The 18,177-nt window shown below is 73.3% G+C and carries 16 protein-coding genes; 9 read left to right on the top strand and 7 right to left on the bottom strand.

From position 1 onward, the window contains the following. Nucleotides 1-32: 32 nt before the first annotated feature. The 3 genes from ABZW10_RS29360 to ABZW10_RS29350 are packed head-to-tail and all read left to right on the top strand — an operon-like array spanning nt 33 to nt 2,321. The gene (locus ABZW10_RS29360) at nt 33-704 is read left to right on the top strand and encodes a transcriptional regulator (RefSeq protein ID WP_355371651.1); all 672 of its coding nucleotides are present in this window, start codon (nt 33-35) and stop codon (nt 702-704) included. Between the two features lie 33 nt (nt 705-737). Next, nucleotides 738-1,235, top strand: a complete 498-nt coding sequence (locus tag ABZW10_RS29355; RefSeq protein ID WP_355371649.1) for a DUF3291 domain-containing protein — start codon at nt 738-740, stop codon at nt 1,233-1,235. Nucleotides 1,236-1,244: 9 nt separating this feature from the next. After that, complete coding sequence (locus ABZW10_RS29350) at nt 1,245-2,321, top strand: hypothetical protein (RefSeq protein ID WP_355371646.1); 1,077 nt, start codon at nt 1,245-1,247, stop codon at nt 2,319-2,321. Nucleotides 2,322-2,326: 5 nt separating this feature from the next. On the opposite strand, the gene ABZW10_RS29345 is transcribed toward ABZW10_RS29350, so the two are convergent. Then, complete coding sequence (locus ABZW10_RS29345; RefSeq protein ID WP_355371643.1) at nt 2,327-2,836, bottom strand: GNAT family N-acetyltransferase; 510 nt, start codon at nt 2,834-2,836, stop codon at nt 2,327-2,329. 183 nt (nt 2,837-3,019) lie between these two features. Between ABZW10_RS29345 and ABZW10_RS29340 the strand changes: the two genes are divergently transcribed. Beyond that, nucleotides 3,020-4,012, top strand: coding sequence for an aldo/keto reductase (locus tag ABZW10_RS29340; RefSeq protein ID WP_355371640.1), 993 nt, complete (start codon nt 3,020-3,022; stop codon nt 4,010-4,012). 35 nt (nt 4,013-4,047) lie between these two features. On the opposite strand, the gene ABZW10_RS29335 is transcribed toward ABZW10_RS29340, so the two are convergent. After that, nucleotides 4,048-4,857 carry a class I SAM-dependent methyltransferase gene (locus ABZW10_RS29335; protein ID WP_355371638.1) on the bottom strand — a complete coding sequence of 270 codons (810 nt, stop codon included), beginning with the start codon at nt 4,855-4,857 and terminating at the stop codon, nt 4,048-4,050. A gap of 269 nt (nt 4,858-5,126) precedes the next feature. Between ABZW10_RS29335 and ddaH the strand changes: the two genes are divergently transcribed. The 3 genes from ddaH to ABZW10_RS29320 all read left to right on the top strand — a co-directional run bounded on the left by ddaH (nt 5,127) and on the right by ABZW10_RS29320 (nt 8,823). Continuing rightward, on the top strand, nt 5,127-5,945 hold the full coding sequence (gene ddaH / locus ABZW10_RS29330) for a dimethylargininase (RefSeq protein WP_355371635.1): 819 nt from the start codon (nt 5,127-5,129) through the stop codon (nt 5,943-5,945). Between the two features lie 212 nt (nt 5,946-6,157). After that, nucleotides 6,158-7,621 (top strand): hypothetical protein, encoded by a 1,464-nt coding sequence (locus ABZW10_RS29325; RefSeq protein ID WP_355371632.1) that lies wholly within the window; start codon nt 6,158-6,160, stop codon nt 7,619-7,621. After that, on the top strand, nt 7,618-8,823 hold the full coding sequence (locus tag ABZW10_RS29320; protein WP_355371630.1) for a hypothetical protein: 1,206 nt from the start codon (nt 7,618-7,620) through the stop codon (nt 8,821-8,823). The genes ABZW10_RS29325 and ABZW10_RS29320 overlap by 4 nt, the downstream gene beginning before the upstream one ends. A gap of 164 nt (nt 8,824-8,987) precedes the next feature. On the opposite strand, the gene ABZW10_RS29315 is transcribed toward ABZW10_RS29320, so the two are convergent. The 5 genes from ABZW10_RS29315 to ABZW10_RS29295 all read right to left on the bottom strand — a co-directional run bounded on the left by ABZW10_RS29315 (nt 8,988) and on the right by ABZW10_RS29295 (nt 14,146). Next, entirely contained in the window at nt 8,988-9,695 is a 708-nt protein-coding gene (locus ABZW10_RS29315; RefSeq protein WP_355371627.1) for a type I-E CRISPR-associated protein Cas6/Cse3/CasE, read from the bottom strand. Next, nucleotides 9,692-10,582 (bottom strand): type I-E CRISPR-associated protein Cas5/CasD, encoded by an 891-nt coding sequence (gene cas5e / locus ABZW10_RS29310; RefSeq protein WP_355371624.1) that lies wholly within the window; start codon nt 10,580-10,582, stop codon nt 9,692-9,694. Before cas5e ends, ABZW10_RS29315 begins: the two co-directional genes overlap by 4 nt. Nucleotides 10,583-10,590: 8 nt before the next feature. After that, the gene (locus ABZW10_RS29305) at nt 10,591-12,003 is read right to left on the bottom strand and encodes a type I-E CRISPR-associated protein Cas7/Cse4/CasC (RefSeq protein ID WP_355371621.1); all 1,413 of its coding nucleotides are present in this window, start codon (nt 12,001-12,003) and stop codon (nt 10,591-10,593) included. Next, a complete protein-coding gene (casB, locus tag ABZW10_RS29300; RefSeq protein ID WP_355371618.1) occupies nt 12,000-12,419 on the bottom strand; it encodes a type I-E CRISPR-associated protein Cse2/CasB in 420 nt (139 codons plus the stop codon). Before casB ends, ABZW10_RS29305 begins: the two co-directional genes overlap by 4 nt. A 176-nt stretch (nt 12,420-12,595) precedes the next feature. After that, entirely contained in the window at nt 12,596-14,146 is a 1,551-nt protein-coding gene (locus ABZW10_RS29295) for a type I-E CRISPR-associated protein Cse1/CasA (protein ID WP_355371615.1), read from the bottom strand. A 128-nt stretch (nt 14,147-14,274) separates the two neighbouring features. Between ABZW10_RS29295 and cas3 the strand changes: the two genes are divergently transcribed. After that, on the top strand, nt 14,275-17,229 hold the full coding sequence (gene cas3, locus ABZW10_RS29290) for a CRISPR-associated helicase Cas3' (RefSeq protein ID WP_355371612.1): 2,955 nt from the start codon (nt 14,275-14,277) through the stop codon (nt 17,227-17,229). A 181-nt stretch (nt 17,230-17,410) separates the two neighbouring features. Further along, nucleotides 17,411-18,067, top strand: coding sequence for a Tat pathway signal sequence domain protein (locus ABZW10_RS29285; protein ID WP_355371610.1), 657 nt, complete (start codon nt 17,411-17,413; stop codon nt 18,065-18,067). The last annotated feature ends 110 nt before the right edge of the window (nt 18,068-18,177 follow it).

Below are 18,177 nucleotides of genomic sequence, written 5' to 3'. Positions count from 1 at the left end.
TGACCTATCCGCGTCGTTCTTAGAATGGCCGGATGGAGGACATCGACGCGATCGCGCTGCTGCAGGACCCGGTACGCCGCCGCCTGTACGAGTACGTGGCGGCCCAGGGCCGCGAGATCGGCCGCAACGAGGCCGCCGAGGCGGCCGGAGTGGCGCGCACGCTCGCCGCGCACCACCTGGACCGGCTGGCCGAGGCCGGACTGCTGGAGACCGGCAGCCGCCGGCTCACCGGCCGTTCGGGCCCGGGGGCGGGCCGGCCCGCCAAGGTGTACACCCGGGCGCGGGCGGAGCGAACGGTGTCACTGCCCGCGCGCGACTACCGTACCGCCGCCGAACTGCTCGCCGAGGCCGCCGAGGAGGCCGGACTGGACTCCGGGCTCGGCGCGGCCGCGCGCCGCCGGGGCGAGGCCCTGCGCACCGCGGCGGGCCCCTGCGACGGCCTCGCCGGGGCGGTGGAACTGCTGGCCGCCCGCGGCTACGAGCCGTACCTGGAGCGGGTCGGGGACGCGGGCCCGGAGGTCCTGCGGATGCGCAACTGCCCGTTCCACACCGTCGCCGAGCACTTCCCGCCACTGGTCTGCGGCATGAACCTGGCCCTGCTGGAGGGGCTGATCGGCACGAGCGGCCCGCTGCGCGCCCGGATGGACGCCCGCCCCGGCGAGTGCTGCGTGATCGTCGAGGCTTCTAAAAACAATGCTGATTGACATAGAAATCCGGGCCGTGCTGGAATGCGGGACATGACCGCGCCCACACCCACGCCTGCCGTGCCCGCCGCCCACCTCGCCCAGCTCAACATCGCCACGCTCAGCCACCCGCTCGCCGACCCGCGGATCGCACCGTTCGTCGAGCTGCTGGACCCGGTCAACACCGCCGCCGACGGCGCACCCGGCTTCGTCTGGCGGCTGGTCGGAGACGGCGCCGCGGACGCCACCGGACTGCGTCCGGCGGGCGAGGACGTCATCGTCAACCTGTCGGTGTGGGAGAGCCCGGAGGCCCTCTGGGACTTCACCTACCGCAGCGGGCACCTGGAGGCGGTGCGGCGGCGGCGCGAGTGGTTCGAGCGGCACGTCCAGGCGCACCTGGTGCTCTGGTGGGTCCCTGCCGGGCACCGGCCGGGCGTCGAGGAGGCGCTGGAGCGGCTGGCAGACCTGCGGGCGAACGGGCCCTCCCCGCGGGCGTTCACCTTCGCCTCGGCGTACCCGGCGGCCGACGCCCCTGTCAGTGGTGCGCGCTAACGTCGGGGCATGTCGATCACCGCGGTGTCGGTCACTGCACATCTGCGCGCCTCGGCGGAGCTGCCGGACGGCGCCGCACTGGTCAACGGCTTCGCCCTGGAGCGCCGCGGAGGCGGGTCGCGCCGCGCCCTGCTGCGGCACGGGCGGGAGTTGGAGGTGTACGACCTCGACGAGCTGTTCGCCGGGGAGCGTGCGCCGGCCGCCGTCTTCCCGGTGCCCCGGCCCGAGTGGGAGCGCGGCGGCCCGTCGGTGAGCCCCGACGGCTCGTTCGCGGTCTTCGCCGACCAGCGCGCCGTGCGGGCCGTCGCGCGGGACGGGTCGACGCTGTGGGAACACCCGCACGACTGCTGGGGATTCGGGGGCAGCCACCCGCACACCGGCGACGAGCGGGAGCCGTGCCCCGGCCCCGAGCACGGTTCGTGCCGGATCTCCGACGACGGCCGGCTGGTGTGGGCGCACATCGCCTCCGCTTCGGCGGCGCGGAACTGCCGCGAGCACTGGGTCGTCCTGGACGCCGGGGACGGCGGGGAGTTGGCCCGGCTGCCCCTGCGGAGCGAATCCTCCGGCTCGTTCCAGCTCTCCCACCCGGACGGCGCCCACGTCGGCCTCGGCATCGGCATGGGCCAGGACGGCGTCCTGCTCCACTGGGCCCGCTGGGACGGCGCGGAGCTCAGCAGCTGGGGCGTCAACCAGGAGCTGAACCGCATCCTGGCGGACGTCCACCCGGCCCATCCGGGGTTCCTGACGGTCGAGCACGGCGGCGCGGACCTGCGGCTGCACGCGCTGGACGGCACCGTGCTCGCCGAACGGACGCCCGAGCAGGACGAGGACGAGGACCCGCCCTGCTGGGACCACGGCTGCGGCTTCGTCGACGCCGGAACCGTCATCGCCTCCACGCTCGACTCCGACTACGACACGGACCGCGCGCGGCACTGGCTGCTGGACGCCCGCACCCTGGAGATACGGGGCACGGTCGACTATCCCGGTCCCGTCGACAGCTATGTGCGCCCGCTCGGGGACGGCACCTGGCTGACCTACGACGACGCGTACGGGACGCTCGACCGCTGGAGCACGACCGAGGAGTGAGCGCGTCAGTCCAGCGGGAGGGCCATCTCCAGCTCGCTGGCGGCCGGGTCGAGCGGGTACGGCTTGGTGGTGCCGGTGAAGGCGAAGCCGCGGCGGCGGTAGAAGGCCGCGGCCCGGGCGTTGTCCTCGTGCACGGTGAGCAGCAGGCGCCGCGCCCCCGCCTCGTCGCGCGCCCAGGCGACGACGGCGTCCAGCAGCAGGTCCGTCACCCCGCGCTCACGACCGCGGTGCTCCGGGGCGACCCAGACGCCGACCAGCAGCGCCGCACCGGGCTCGGGGGTGAAGCCGATCATCGTACCGACCCACTCCCCCGGCGTCCCGGTGACGGCGACCAGACCGACGCTGCCAGGCTCGTTCACCCGGCGGACCCGGGCCCGCCACTCCTCGTCGCCGTGGGCGAGCGCCGTCTCGTGGGTCTCCAGGAAGGCCATGGGCGTGTCGAGCAGTTGCGCGAGACGCACCTCCCGCAGGCGCTCCCCGTCCTCCAGGCCGATCCGTTCGATGCGGTAGCTCATGGCCGTGCCTCCCCGTGAAGACGATCATTCTGTCGGCTCAGGAGCCTAGGTCACCGGCCAGGGCCACCGACAGGGCGTCGGCGCAGGTCAGGGACGGCCCGGTGGATAGGGTGCAAAAGGGCACGCGGACCGTCCGTCCCGTTCCCCGTACTCGCACCCGCGCCCGTCTCAGAGGAGCCCGCCATGCCGACCGCCCCCGCCGCCGAAGCCGCCGAACCGTCGATCGCGCGGTTCGGGCTGGGCACCGCGGCCGTCGGACGGCCCGGCTACATCACGCTCGGCCGCGACCTCGACCTGCCCGCCGAGCGCACCGTCGACGCCCTGCGCGAGCGCACCCACGCCCTGCTCGACGCCGCCTTCGCCGCCGGGGTGCGCTACTTCGACACGGCCCGCTCCTACGGACGCGCGGAGGAGTTCCTCGGCGGCTGGCTCGCCGCCCGGCCGCAGGCCGCACGGGAGGTGACGGTCGGCAGCAAGTGGGGCTACACCTACACCGCCGACTGGCGGGCGTCCGGCGTACCGGTGCACGAGGTCAAGGAGCACTCGACGGCGGTGTTCGAGCGCCAGATCGAGGAGACCCGGGCGACGCTCGGCGGCCTCCCGGACGTCTACCTGGTGCACTCGGTCACGCCGGACAGCCCCGCCCTCACCGACCCCGCGCTGCACGCCGGGCTCGCCGCGCTGGCCGCCGAGGGCGTCCGGGTGGGCCTGTCCACCAGCGGCCCGGCGCAGGCCGCGGCGGTGCGGGCGGCTCTGGAGGTGACGGTCGACGGGCGGCCGCTGTTCGCCGCCGTGCAGTCCACCTGGAACCTGCTGGAGCCGTCCGCCGGCCCCGCCCTCGCCGAGGCCCACCAGGCCGGGTGGCTGGTGGTGGTCAAGGAGGCCATGGCCAACGGCCGGCTCGCCGACCGCAACGCCACCGGCCCCGACACCGCCGCGCTGCGCACGCTCGCGGCCCGCACCGGCGCGTCCTGCGACGCCCTCGCGCTGGCCGCCGTCGCCGCGCAGCCCTGGGCGGACGTGGTGCTCTCCGGCGCGGCCACCACCAGCCAGCTGGCCTCCAACCTGGAGGCCGTCGGGCTCACCGTGGACACCGCCGGCCCGGCCGGCCTCGCGGCGCTCGCCGAGCCGGCCGAGGAGTACTGGCGCACCCGCTCCGCACTGCCCTGGGCCTGACGGCACCCGGCCCGCCCGGCCCCACCGCCGCCCCCTCAGCGCGGGGAGCGGCGGACCGTCAGCATGTCCTGGGTGTGGCCGATGGCGTAGCCACCGTCCGGCCGGGTGAAGTGGCGCCGGACGTAGGCGGCCAGCTCGGCCCGGTCGGGCAGCGGGTCCAAGGCGGCCAGGTCGGCCACGTTGACCATGAACTCGGCGACGTCCACCGCCTCGTCCAGCCGGTCGGTGCGGTAGTGCAGGTCGAGGGCCTCGAGCGCGTACGCGTACTCCGGGGTGGTCCCCTCGGCGTCCTGGGCCGCCAGTTGCCCGGCCAGCGGCCGCAGGTCGTAGCGCGTGCCGGTGAAGTGCGCGGCCATCCGCATGCAGGGGCTCTCCGGGTTCTGGAGCACCACCAGCAGCGTCCCGCCGGGCGCCACCCAGTCCAGCACCCGGCGCACGGTGGGCAGCCAGTCCCGCGGCGGCACGTAGTACAGCACGTGCGAGAGGTGCACCAGGTCCGCCGGCCCGGGCGGCTCGGCCGCGCCGACCGGCTCGGGCAGCACGAGCGCGTCGGGGCAGGCCAGCCGCAGCTTCTCGCGCATCGCCGCACTGGGTTCGACGGCCACCGTGCGCTCGAAGTACTGCGCCAGGTACGCGGTGGTGCGCCCCTCGCCGGCGCCCACGTCCAGCAGCATCCGGCGCTGGTCCAGCCCGGCGACGACCTCGCCCAGCCGAGCGTGGGTGAGCGGCTTCTCGTCGGTGCCCGCGAGGAACAGCTCGAAGGCCCGGCGGTAGTCCGATCCGGCGACGTCCAGCACCCGGACCGGCCCGGCCCCCGCCGCCCTCGTTCCCGTCTCCGTCCCCATGCGACGACCTCCTCCTCGACGGCATGACCTGCCGGCCAGTGCACCCCGCCGGGGCGCCGTGCCGTTGCAGGCACGTTCCTGCCCGCGTGTCCCACAGCCGACCCCGGCCGCCCCCGCTGGACCCCCACCGTCCGACGCCCGTGCACGCCACGGCCACGTCCGCGATCGCCTCGCCCGGCACGCTCGGGGCAGCCGGAGAGCGCCACCGCGCCGACCACGCCGCAGCACCGCCCCTCCGCACCACCCCGCCGGAAGGAAGACGACCGCCCGTGTCCCGTACCGCCCGCCCCCGCCACTACCTGATGTGCCGTCCGGCCCACTTCACGGTCGACTACTCGATCAACCCGTGGATGGAGCCGGCGAAGCCGACCGACGCCGCCCGCGCCCTCGCCCAGTGGGAGCAGCTGTACACGCTCTTCCGGGACCTCGGCCACACCGTCGAGCTGATCGAGCCCGTCCCCGGCCTGCCCGACATGGTGTTCGCGGCCAACGGCGCCACCGTCGTCGACGGCACCGCCCTGGTGGCCCGGTTCCGGCACGCCGAGCGCGCCGAGGAGGCCCCGGCGTACCGGGAGTGGTTCGACTCGCGCGGCTACCGCAGGGTGGTGCAGGCCGAGTTCACCAACGAGGGCGAGGGCGACTACCTGCTGGTCGGCGAGCGGCTGCTGGCCGGAACGGGCTTCCGCACCGACCGCCGGGCGCACGCCGAGGCGCAGCGCGTGCTCGGCCGCCCGGTGGTCACCCTGGAGCTGGTCGACCCGCGCTACTACCACCTGGACACCGCGCTCGCGGTGCTCGACGACGACGAGATCATGTACTACCCGGCCGCGTTCTCGCCGGAGAGCCGCGCCACGCTCGCCGCGCTGTACCCGGACGCCGTGCTCGCCTCGGACGAGGACGCCGCCGTCTTCGGTCTGAACGCCGTCTCGGACGGCCGCCGGGTGGTCCTGCCCGAGGCCGCGGTCGGGCTGGCGGCCCGGCTGCGCGCGCGGGGCTTCGAGCCGATCGGGATCGACGTCACCGAGCTGCTCAAGGCGGGCGGCAGCGTGAAGTGCTGCACCCTGGAGCTGCGCGGCGCACCCGCCTGACCTGCCGTTTTCCCGGCGCGACCGCCGGCGGAAATCCGGTGTCCTGCGACGGCCGGCCGGTGTTAGGGTCGTCCGGCCGGCCGCGGGACTCCGGCGCGACTTCCGAAGCGTGCCTCTACAGCGATGATTCGCAGTTCGTGCCCCCATTCCCCGGCCGGCATCCATCACGGAACCGCACGGACGGGACCGCACGGACGGAGGGGGTCGGGCCGGTGGAGACGTACGGCGACCTGGTCGCCGCCGAGGACGTGCTGCTGTTCGTCAACGCCGCGATCACCGGCACCGGCCAGCGCGAGTTCCACTCCGGGGCGGCCGAGCAGCAGCTCTCGCTGGACTTCCTGCACACGTACATGTGCGTCAACTACCGGGGCCCGTACGCCGCCGCGCTCGCCCTCGACATCAACGACCACAACGCCGCCCTGATCGTCCGCCGGCTGCTGGAGACCTCCCGGGAGGCCACCGAGGAGCAGCGGCGCACCGAGGGCCGGCTGATCGCCCGCCGGCTGGAACTGCTGCCGCCGCAGCGGGTCTACCGGCTGATCGGCGAGCTGCGCCGGGCCAAGGTCAACAACCGCCGCACCCGCGCCATCCTGCGCGACTGGCTGGCCGCGCGCCCCGACCAGACCCTGGACGCCGTCAAGTACCGCGCCGGGCTCAAGCGGGCGCTGCGCCACGCCCACCTGCGGCCCGCCGAGGCGGAGACCGGCGACTTCCTGTACGCCCCGGGCCGGCGGGCCAAGTACCGGGCGCCGCTGCTGGACGCCTGGCGGCGCGCCCACCACCAGAAGGCCGCCGTCTTCGAACTCCCCTACACCGTCGCCGAGTCCTTCGCGCAGCGGCACGGCATCCCGCGGGCCGCCTTCCTGGATCGGATCGCACCCCGGCTGACCGCCCTGGAGCGGCTGCGCCTGCAGGAGTCGGCCCGCGCCCACGGGGCCGACGCCGTCGCCGCGGACCTCGCGGGGATGCCGCTCACCCGGCTCGCCTCCTACGTGCTGGGCCTGCCGCCCGCCGACCGGATCGCCCGCCGTGCGGAGCTGACCGACGCCCTGCGCGGCTCGGCCCGCCGGGCCGCCCGCGCGGCCGGGTCGGCAGGGAGTGCGTCTGCCGGAGGCAGTTGGGGCCGGGTCACCGCCGTGCTGGACGACAGCTGGTCGGCGTACGGCTCGGGCGTCAAGCGCCGCCGGCCGCTGGCCGCCGCGCTCGCCTGCCACTTCCTGCTGGAGGCCCTGGCCGACGAGTACACGGCGCTGTGGACCTCCGGGCGCACCGACGCGCTGCTCGCCCGCCCGTCCGGCCCGACCCCGCTCGGCCGCCGGATCCTGGACGCGCTCGACACCGCGCCGCAGCGGCTGCTGATCGTCTCCGACGGCTGGGACAACGCCCCGCCCGGTCTGGCCGCCGAGGTGCTGCGGGTGTGGCGCACCCGGCTGGACCCGGAGCGCCGGACCAGCATCGTGCACCTCAACCCGGTCTACGACGCGGAGGGCTTCGACGTGCGCCGGCTCGCCCCGACGGTACCCACGGCCGGGCTGCGCGACGCCGAGGACCTGCCGGCCCTGGTCGAGTTCGCCCGCTTCGCCGAGGGTCGTACCGACCTCGCGGAGCTGACGGCGCACCTGGCGGCCCGCACCGCGCGCTTCCTGTCCGCCGCTCCGGAGGGAACCGTCCGATGAGCCCCGCGTTCCCCGCCGGCCCGCCCGCCTTCCGGCTCGACCTCACCGGCCTCGAGACCCGGCCCGCCCAGGTGTGGGGCGGGGTGCGCCTGGTCCCGCTGGTCCGCCCGGAGCCGATCGCCGACCTGCGGCTGCACCAGGAGCTGTACGAAGCCGAGTACGCCGCCGTCCCGGTGGGCCGCCGCACCACCTACCACTCCTACATCCCGCACGGCTTCGTCGCCGACTGGACGCACGACGGCACCCCGGCGGCCGCGTACGGCACCCGGCTCGACCCCGCCGCCGGCCCGTCCGGCACGCCGTCCGCCGCCCTGCCCGCCGCGCCGCCCGAGCGCGTCCGGGTCCGGGTGCCGCGCCGGCTGGCCAAGCGCGAGGGCCGCACCCGGCTGCGCTTCCTGCCCCTGCACCTCGCCCTGGAGGGCTACCTCGCGCTGCACTTCGGCGGCCCGTCCATCGCCTGGGAGCAGTGGTCCGACCGGGCCCTGCGGCGCGGTCTGTCCCCGCGCGCCGAGGAGGCCTACTCCGGCGGCCAGGTCCGCGGCCTCGCCGACGCCCTGCGCGTCTTCGAGCTCCACCCCGGCCAGTGCGGCCTGCTCGTATACGTCGCCGACGCCCTCGCCGTCGCTTCTGTCGTCCCGCACCCCGACGACTACCGCGCCCTGCACCGCACCCTGCTGCTGGACCTCTACGGCGAGCTGATCCACCACTACGCCGTCCTGTCCGCGCCCGTCCCGGACTTCCGCGCCGACCTGCGCGGGGCCGGCCCGATCAACTCTGTCGCCGACCTGCGCGCCGCCGTCGCCCAGCAGGAGCACGCCTGGACCGCCTTCCACGACGGCACCATGGCCGGCGGCCTCCTGGACACCGCCTACCGGGCCCGCACCGTCCGCCGCCTGGGCCGGTTCACCCTCAGCCGCTTCCTGCCGGAGTTCCGGCCCCGCCAGGAGAACCACATCGGCGAGGCGATCACCGACGAACAGGGCCGCATCGCCTACCTCAAGACCTTCCGCCTCTCCGAACCCCAGATCCGCCGCGGCTACCTGCTGGACCGCCTCGCCGCCCACGACTGGCACCTGCCCACCACCGCCACCGCCCTGAACCTCACCGAACCCCAGCTCGCCCTCCGCCTGGACGCCGCCGGCTTCGCCGAACTGCTCCGCCAGGATGTCCTCGACCACCACCGCCGCGCCGCGCGCGGGTAGCGCCCGGCCCCCTCGTCCACGCCAGAATCCCCACCGGAGCGGGGCCGAAGGCCTGGAAGTCACAGAGTCCCGGGCCATCCCGGGCCGTTCACGCCCAGGTGGATCGATGCTATCCGTTCCCGCACCCGGCCGACGAGGCCCAGTGTTCGAAATCGCCCGCCCGGTCAGGGTCGGCGTACGAGCACAAGACCGCAGCTGTAGGCACGACCGGACCCGAGGCCGTCGGCCAGGGTGGCCCGGAACGCCTCCGGGTCCGTGACAGTCAGATGGCCACGGATCTCCGAGCGGCTGATCCTGAGGCCGGCATGGTGATTGCTGGTGACCGCGGGCAGCGCACGGATGGCGAGGGTGGTCGGGTCGAACACGGCGCCGACGTGCCGAGTCCCGTTGTCCTCGGCCGGAATCCCGTCCTCGGTCGCCGGCTGCGTACGCTTCATCAGCCACTCCCGGACATGGCCCGGGCGGACCTCGGGGAGCTTGCGGGTCCCGCGTTCGGGGTGTTTGGGGTCACGACGAGCGGTGAGCGGGGCGAGCACCGCGCGAACGCTGAAACGGTCACCCCGTCGGAGCGGCTGATCGACGCCGAGGGTCTCCACCTTCGCCGTCAGCACCTCCCCCGGCAGGTGGGACCAGTCGGGGTTGACCTTCGACTGGACAACGAGGACCAGGACGTTGTTTCGCAGGTCCACGCTCCAGGTCGACAGAACGCCCATCTGGGCGCGGGCGTCCGGCTGTCCGTCCTCGACCCAGCCGCGGAATCCGCTCATCACCAGGCGATGCATGTCCTGCGCATCGAGCAGGCAGCGCGCGGCCAGGGGGTGCCGGGCGTCCAGTTGGAGGATGCTGTGGCAGGCGATCAGTCGGGCCGTCACGGGATCAGATCCTCCCAATGAATGGTGGGCTCGGGGTCGAGTGCGAGCCTGGATCGGGTCTCCCAGCGGTCGGCGTGCACGCGCCGTGCCGGGTCGAAGGAGACCGGCTGGTCTGCGGTCCGGATGGCACCAGGAGTGCCGGGCGGGACCTCCCACCACGTCCACGGACGGGAATCATCAGCCCCTGGCAACAGGCTGGTCGCCGCGAGCACGCTCTCCAGCGTGCCGTCGTGGACGCCGCCGGAGATCGTCCCGGACGGCGGGCATGACTTCCGGCCCAGCCAGAGCAGTCGCCGCGGATGCTCGAGCGCATGGGCGATCTCCTCCAGCAGAGTGCGGGAGGAGTGTTCGAGGGCAGCCACGAAGGCGGCGTCCGCGAGGTACCAGCGATAGGTCTGCATGGGGTCGCGGCGCAGGTTTCCCGCCACGAGGGTGCCGGTACGCTCGTCCGGGGAAATCAACTTGGGCGCGCCGTACCACGACGCCAGGGCTGTGGCGGCCGCCGCGCCGAAGGCAGGACCCGTACCGGCGTCGAGCCCGGCGGCGGCGGCCTCGGCACGCCCGTGATCAGTGATCAGGTCTCGCGGTCGCAGCGGCATAGGGCCACCACCGACGATGTGGTAGTCGTGCACGGGCGTGCCGGACCGGTCGGCCCGGACGCCGAAGCGCAGGGCCGCGAGGTCGTCGATCCTGTCCGTACGGTCACGCCCGAGAGCGGCGGCGACCATGCCGACGAAGCCGGACTTCGTGGGGTGCGGCTGGGTGTCCCGGCGTTCGAACCGCGATCCGACGCCCCAGGCCTGCACCGGGGCCGCGAGCCGCGCCAGGAGAACCGCCTTCGCGCCGCGTTGCGGCGCCGCCCCGTGCTGCGGCACGGACTCCGTCACGGGCGCTGTCACTGCTGGTCCAACTCCCCGACAGGGCGGGTCAGGTGCTCGACCCTGTCGACCGCGTGGCCCGGCAGCGTCCCGTTCGCGGCCGCCTCGGCGAGCAGCCGCTCGACCGCCAGGTCGTAGGTCAGCAGACGCGCCGGGGTGATGTCATCGCGCTTGCGGATGACCAACGCGTGCTGGTCGAGCAGGCGGTGGGTGGCCTGGAGGGAGGCGGGGCCCTCGTCCTCCTCGAAGATCGCGGACTCGAAGGCAAGACCGTAGTTGAACGGACGCTTGCCGTCGAACGCCATGACGAGTTTGGGGAGCGAGCCGTTCGACGCGGTGGTGTTGGTCTTCGCCCGGGGCTGGGAGTTGACGAACCCGTCGACGACCTCCCGCTCCGCAGCCTCCGCCGCGGCATCGACCTTGTCGGCATCCATCCCGGAGGCAAGCAGATTGGCGCGCAGCTTGACACGATCCAGCACGGCGTGACGGTAGAAGGTTCCGGAGACAAGGGATTGGTAACCGGTCATTCCCGCGCCGGCGTCCTCGGCGGCGTCCAGGTAGTCGAGGGCGCCCGCCCGCGAGCGATCCCTACGGTCGAGTTTGGAGTCGTCGGCAGCCGAGTAGAAGTCGTCGATGTGCTCGGCCGGCTGAACCGTGAAGGCATGCGCCGTCTGAACGGCACCGTCGACGTTCGGCGAGTCGGCGATCTCCGCCAGGAACCGGCCGTAGAGGGCGATGTCGATGGCGTCGCGCGGTGCGAGGGCGGTGAGGACGGCCTCGCGTACGGCCTTGGGCAGGCGAGGGAGCTTCTCCTCCGCTCCCTGCTCAGCGATGTCACCGTCGGGCCCGGGCTCGTCGACCGCAAGGACGCCGTCCTTGCGGGCCTTGGCCTGCGACCGGCGCTTCGCCGCGGCGCGCGCCTTCTTCTCGGCAGCGACCGTCTGCGCCGCCAGGAACTCGGCTGTCCAAGCGGAAACGACGTCCTGGTTGTCGTCGAGGTACCGCGCGAGCACCTGCCCGGCGTCCTCGGGCGCGAACAGCAGAACCTTGGTGAGGTCGGCGGTGTTGGGTTTGTCTCCGAACTTGAGGCCGACCCCGGTCAGCACCCCCTTCGCCGTCGAGATCGCCTCGGCGGGCCGCCAACCGCGGGCCTCCAGGGCGGTGGCGGTGATCTTCGCCCACTCCCGAGTGCGCAGGCCCATGGCGTAACCCGCCAGCGGGCCGTCCCCGGCGTTGGCGCGATTGCGTGAGTGGGTGCGCTCGGCACGGCGGCGGGCCTGCGAGGTGATCATCGTACGCAGATCGCCGCCAAGGCTGATCGCCTTGGGCATGCCGTTCTCGTCCCGGACCGGAAGGACAGCGACCAGGGTCTCGAGGAGGTGCAGGGAGAGGTACTGGTCCCCGGTGAACGGGGCTGGGACAGTCGTCACTTCGTTTCTCCGATCCGGTCCGGGGCGGGAGCCTCCGGGGAGGTGGGCTTGAGGTAGAAGGAGCGGGCCCACTCGTACTGCACCGGACGGCGCTTCCCGGCCCAGTTCGCCAGGTCCTCGGTGAGTCCTGCCCAGGACGGCGGAACGGTCTCGCAGGAGCGGGACCGCTCCACGGCATGCTGGAGGTGGCGCCACGGCGGCCGACGAGCAGCGACCAGCCGACTGAACAGTCGTACCGCGCCGGGATTGCCCGGCCCGCGCCCGGCGGGCGTGCCGATCCGGCGCAGCGCCGAACCGACGTTGCCCGAGCCGGGCGAGGGCTCGAGGCGTCCGGCGTGGTAGCGGGCGAAGAGGAAGGCGACTTGGAGGAAGATCTCCCGTGTCTCCTCGGTCGGTGCGAATCCCTCCGCACGCATGCGAGCCTCGCTGAGGGACGAGGGATGGCGAAGGGCGGCGAGATGACCGTTCTCGCGTGCGCGGACCAGGCCGCACAGCCAGAAAGTGAGCTGCTGGCCGGGGCTGGATGCCGGGGTGGCCGTGGTCTGAACGGGCCTTGCCCCCTCGGGGGTCGTCACGCCCGGGGCGAGGTTGCTCACGAGATGGCCTCCCTCAACGGAGCAGGTGCGGTCCAGTGGTTCAGCTCAGCCTCCAGACGGTCGCGCGCGATCACGCGGACCCGCTGATCGGTCCCGCTGCGGAACCGGAGCCCGCTGGCGAGCGCGGATGTGGCCAGGCGCCTCACGGCCCGTCCGTACCGGGCGAGGCAATCGTGAACGGGCCGGCCTGCCGCGACGTCCGCCAATAGGTCGTGGAACTCCGTCCCGGCGCCGGCCCAGAGTGCCTTCTCGCCGTTGAAACGGGCGAGTTGGCCGGGCCGTTCGGCCGTCCTGGAGTTCGGGAACCCGATCTCGCAAGCAGCCTCCGCCGCCTTCCGGAGCGCGGTCGCCGCGTATTCGGCGATCGCCGAGCCCTGCTCGGCCGTGTGTCTGAGATCGGCCTGACGGCCGGGGACGTAAGGGAAGCAATCGCTCACCCAGGCGACGGGGGAACCCTTGTCGGCGAGCAGCCCGACCGCCCACAGCTCCGGGCGCCGGCCGCGCAGAGTCGCGAGCCGACCGTAGAGGTCCTGGCCCTTGGTGCGTTCGGCGGGTGTGGCAGCGTACAACGCGTGGGCCTCACGCCAGAGTTCGCGCGATGGCTGGGGCTTGAAGGTCACCGCCTTCTTGCCCTGCATGGTCAGCACCTCGTCGTCCCGGTACACCGCGTCCAGGTCGCCGAGCGTCTCGCCTGGTCCGACCAGGACCCGGTCGACGCCGATCGTCCCGTCGGACATCCGCACCGGGCGCAGCGCGACGGAGCGGCCGAGCACGGTGTGGTAGTCGGCGGGCCCGTCGGGCGTGCGAGTCTCGTGGATGCCCGTCCGCGCGAACGGCCGACGGTTCCGATCGCCCCACGTGAGGTTGAGGGTCCCTGCCCTGCAGTCGGCCTCGCGGTCGGGATCCGGTTCCCAGGGAGCGAGGTTGAGACGGAGCGTGTCGCCGAGCGTCGGGCCGAGGGCGAAGGTCCGGACCCGGGCCCCGAGCCGGCAGGTGGAGAGGTTGGTGAAGGGGGCGGGCAGTCCCATCTCCTTCGCGGGGATCCGGGCCCGGCGCCCCTGGCCGAAGGCGTGCTGGGCGAGCATGGCACGCCAGGCCGCGGCGGCCGGCAGCGGGGCGGCGTGGTGCAGATGCCGGTGGTCGAAGTGCTGGTTGTAGTCACCGGCATGCTCGATGACCAGTTGGGCCGGGCCCACACCGTAGGCGGCGAGGTGGGGCAGCAACTCCGCGTTCTGTCCGAGCGGGCGGACGGGATCGAAGAGATTCCACACGCCCGGGTGTCCGGCCAGCCATGAGGCGGCGGGGGCGAGGGACTTCTCGCCCTTGACCCAGTCAACCCACTCGTCGTCGTCGGTCGGGTGGTGTCCCGCGGCGTACAGCAACCCGAGCAGCCATTCGAGCAACGCGGCGGTCTCGCCAGGAGTGTCACCGTGGACGGCGGTGATCCGGTCGGCGTCGTGCAGCGCTTCGACGGCGGTCACGTCACCCCATCGGCCATCGGTTGTCAGTGCCGGGATGCATGCTTGCTCCCGAGGGTCCCATCGCATGGGTGCTCCTCCGCCCCGCCGGACTCCTCGGCCCGTCCGGGGCAGGTCGGTTGCAGGAGAGCGCTAACTCACACAGACCATTGGGCCCGTGGTGCGAAGCACGACAATAGCAGCTTCCGGAGACGCACTTGACAGTCGATCAACCCGCCAAGGTACCCACGCATCACGCCATTTGGGCGAAGACCGATCAACGTGCACGGTCGCGGCGCACGGGCGGTCCGGCGTGGAATCCGCTCACCGCACACGCACTCGACACCGCGGCATGCGTCGGGCAGTTGTGGGACCGCTACCTCACTCCCGCGCTCCACGCGCGCTTCGCCGAGGCATTCGGGGCCGGCAACGCGGCACTCGCCCGGAGGGTGGTCATGCTGCTGGCCGCCCTGCACGACCTCGGCAAGGGTTCCGGCTGCTTCCTCCGAAAATTCGGCCGCGGGCGCTACGACGACGCCAACCTGCTGCGCGGGAAGGCGCTACGGGACTGGAAGGAGCTCGCCCGAGCCGTCGATCTCCCGCGGGATCCAGACGACAACGCTCAGGTCGACGCCCGCCACGAGCACATCACCGCCGCCCACCTGCCCCGGCTGCTCGGCTGTGCCGGCGAGGACTGTGCCGGCGTCGGCCCGTGCACCGCCGGACTGCACGCCGTCGCACTGCTCCTCGGCGGCCATCACGGTCACATTCCCGGCGCCGAGTCCGTCGACCGGGCCTTCGGCGCGGCTCCCTTCGAACGGTGGAATCACGTCTACCGGCCGTTCGTTGCCGAGTTGGCCGAACTCATCGGCGTTCCGCTCGACCAGATGCCGCGACTCGTCCGGCCCGAACGTCCCTCCGTGCTGCCACTGTTCGCCGGACTGGTGATCCTGGCGGACTGGCTGGCCTCGAGCGAGGACCACTTCGCGTTCCGGCGCCTCGAGGACCCACCCATGAACTGGTGGACGGCGTCGCTGCGCGAGGCGGAGAAGGCCATCGGCGAACTGCTCCTCGACAGGTGGGCGCCCGAGCCCGCGAGCTGGCACGACCTCTTCCCCGGTACCGAACCGCGCCCGTTCCAGGTCGCCGCGCTCGCCGCGCTCCCCCGGAACGGACCGGCTCTCGTGATCGTCGAGTCGGACACAGGTTCCGGCAAGACCCGGCTCGCCTTTGCCGCCGCCCACTCGCTCGCCCTCCGTTGCGGTCACCAGGGACTGTTCCTGGCAATGCCGACCCGAGCCGCCACCGGCCAGATCGGCGCCGAACTGAGGGCGTTCGCCACCCGGGCATCGGGCGGCACCGGCACAGCCCACCTCGCTGTCGTCCACGGTGGCGCGGAGGGGACGGAGTTGGCCCACCGGCTGCTCGACGGCACCCGGACGCCACACCAGGGTGTCCTCGAAGCCCTCCACGACTCGATCGAGGCCGGCATCTCGACCGACACCGCGCCAGATCGGGAGAACGGCTCCACCCGCGTGGTTCTCCACCCCTGGTACCTGCGTCGCTGCCTAGGCCTGGTCTCCACGTTCGGAATCGGCACCGTCGACCAGCTCGCACTCGCACCACAGCGCACTCGGCACTGGATGCTGCGACTGCTCGGGCTCGCCGGAAAGGTCGTGGTCATCGACGAGGCGCACGCCTATCAGTTGTTCCAACAGCGCATGCTCGGCGCCGCGGTCGAGTGGCTCGCCGACGCCGGCGCCTCCGTGGTGGTCCTCTCCGCCACCCTGCCCTCGGCCGTTCATCGGTTGCTCGTCGAGGCCTGGTGCACTGGGCAGCAGCGCCCCCTCGACGACCTCGGTCAGCGCGGGCCGATCACGGTGGTCGACCAAACGGGTGTGCTCACACGGGCCGGCGCGGCAAAGCCGAGCGAGCCGGTTCGCACGGGAGTGCGCCTGGCCCCGGATCCCGGGCCGGAACGGCTCGCCCGACACCTCCTCGCCGAGGGCACACGAGGCGGGATCACCTCCGTCATCCGCAATCGCGCGGACTCGGCCATCGAGCTGTACGGAGCCACTGCGAGCTTGGCCGAGCAGTACGGGTGGGGCGAGCACGAGATCGTCCTCCTGCACGGGCGACTCATGGGACGGCACCGGCTGCCGATCGAGGACCGGCTCATCGGAAGCCTCGGGCCCGGGAACGACCGCGCACGAACCAACCCCTCGCGCCCCGCCCGGCTGCTCGTCATCGCCACGCAGATCGTCGAGCAGTCCCTGGATATCGACGTCGACCGCATGTACACCGACCTCGCGCCCGTCGATCTGCTGCTCCAGCGACGAGGCAGGCTGTGGCGGCACCCCGCCAACCGGACTGCGGAGCAAGGCGATTGGGCGCCGCTGACCGTCTTGTGGCACCCCGACCCGGCCGGCCTGCCGATCGTCGAACCACCCGGCAACAATGACGGCCTCGTCTACGCGCCGTACACGCTCGCCGCCACCTGGCACGCGCTCACCCGCCGCCGGCGGAACGCGGACGGTGTCTACCCCATGGCCACTCCCGGACACAGCCGCGCACTGGTCGAGGAAGTGTACGGCGACGACGGCCCGACAGATCCGGGTTCGCTCGCGGCCCTGCTGGGCCGCACGCGGGCTGCCTGGCGGGCAGGTCTCGACAGCGAGTACGCGGAGTCCGACACCAAGCCGTTCCGACCCTTCGGCAGGAGCCGCACCAAGCCGGTCAAGGCCGGCAGCCTCACCTCGGGTCGGGCCCACGGCGACGGCGACGGCGACGGCGGATTGGCCACGGGCGCTCCCGGCATCTCCGGCCTGTCCCGCCTCGGCGAGAAGTCGCTCGAGTTCCTCGCCTTCTACCGACAGGCCCAGAACCGGCTCACCTACGACCGGGCCGGACACCTCCCGGTGGACGGCCGCTACTACGCCGACGATGCCGCCGAGCGACGCCGGCAGCAACGCGACTTCCAACTCAACACCCTCGCCATCCCGGCCCGCTGGGTGACCGACGAACGGGCGGTCCCTGCCCCCGACCGATGGCCGGTCATCGATCACCCAGCCCTGAAGTACCGCTCTACGGCCCTCTTCCATCCCCGGACGGGCCAATGTGTCAGCGGGCCGGTAGGCCTCGCGTACGACGAGCGAAGAGGCTACCGACGCTAGGCGGAGGAAGGTGCGGGATCACTGCTGACGAATTGTCAACACGTGCCGCTCCACGCCTTGACGGTGTGCGGACAGCGCTCTACAACGTAGTCAACTGCCGGGCGCCGGGCCCCACTTCCTTCGGCGCAGCCGGCCGTCCGCCCGCTCGTCCCCTCACCGAGAACGAGGCACCCTCATGCGCATGCACCCCTGCCTTGCCCTGGCCGCGGCCGCTGCCACCCTGGCCGTCGGCGCGCTCCCGGCCGCCGCGGCGCCCGCCGCCGGGTCCGTGCTGACCGCCGGCGGAACGGCCGTCGCGGTCGGCGACGTCCTGCAGGCGCCGCTCGCCGCCGGCACCCGCGCCACCTTCTCCTCGGACACCACCGGCTCGACCGGGGTCTTCTGCGGCACCTCGCCGCTGACCGCCAAGGTCCTGAGCAACCCCGCCGCGCCGGGCACCGCCACCGCCTCCCTGACCGGCCTCACCTTCGGCTCGTGCACGGCCAACGTCACCGGCGTCACCTCGGTCAAGAGCCTCACGGTCGGCAACCTCGCCTACGGCGTCACGGTCGCCGACTCCGCCGGACTGCCGGTCACCCTCACCGCCGGGCCGGCCGGACCGATCCAGGCCTCGGCCGTGCTCAACAGCTGGTTCGGCACCCTCACCTGTACCTACCAGCTCAGCGGCGCCTTCACCGGGAGCGCCGACAACACCGCGCACGCCCTGGTCTTCCGCAACGCGCACTTCGTCAAGAGCGCCGGTTCCAGCCTCTGCCCCGGCGAGGGCTACTTCTCCGCGACCTACGGCCCGATGGCCGACTCCACCCAGCCCGGCGGCCCGGCCGTCTCCGTGAACTGAGCCCACCCGGACCCGGGGCGGGGGGGGGGGGGCCCCCCCCCCCCGCCCGCCGCCCCGCGCGGAAGGGGCCGCCCCGCGAGTGGTTGTGGGGGGGGGGCGGCCGGGGGCCA

This window comes from Kitasatospora sp. NPDC004723, assembly GCF_040609255.1.
Lineage (GTDB): Bacteria > Actinomycetota > Actinomycetes > Streptomycetales > Streptomycetaceae > Kitasatospora.
Note: the sequence above shows the minus strand (reverse complement) of the source record. Positions and strands in the feature narration are given on the sequence as shown.

Bases quoted from the DNA above. Each gene is read 5' to 3' on its own strand.
- ABZW10_RS29360 (WP_355371651.1), top strand. From the start codon at position 33: ATGGAGGACATCGACGCGATCGCGCTGCTGCAGGACCCGGTACGCCGC.
- ABZW10_RS29355 (WP_355371649.1), top strand. From the start codon at position 738: ATGACCGCGCCCACACCCACGCCTGCCGTGCCCGCCGCCCACCTCGCC.
- ABZW10_RS29350 (WP_355371646.1), top strand. From the start codon at position 1,245: ATGTCGATCACCGCGGTGTCGGTCACTGCACATCTGCGCGCCTCGGCG.
- ABZW10_RS29345 (WP_355371643.1), bottom strand. From the start codon at position 2,836: ATGAGCTACCGCATCGAACGGATCGGCCTGGAGGACGGGGAGCGCCTG.
- ABZW10_RS29340 (WP_355371640.1), top strand. From the start codon at position 3,020: ATGCCGACCGCCCCCGCCGCCGAAGCCGCCGAACCGTCGATCGCGCGG.
- ABZW10_RS29335 (WP_355371638.1), bottom strand. From the start codon at position 4,857: ATGGGGACGGAGACGGGAACGAGGGCGGCGGGGGCCGGGCCGGTCCGG.
- ABZW10_RS29320 (WP_355371630.1), top strand. From the start codon at position 7,618: ATGAGCCCCGCGTTCCCCGCCGGCCCGCCCGCCTTCCGGCTCGACCTC.
- casB (WP_355371618.1), bottom strand. From the start codon at position 12,419: ATGCGTGCGGAGGGATTCGCACCGACCGAGGAGACACGGGAGATCTTC.
- ABZW10_RS29295 (WP_355371615.1), bottom strand. From the start codon at position 14,146: ATGCGATGGGACCCTCGGGAGCAAGCATGCATCCCGGCACTGACAACC.
- ABZW10_RS29285 (WP_355371610.1), top strand. From the start codon at position 17,411: ATGCACCCCTGCCTTGCCCTGGCCGCGGCCGCTGCCACCCTGGCCGTC.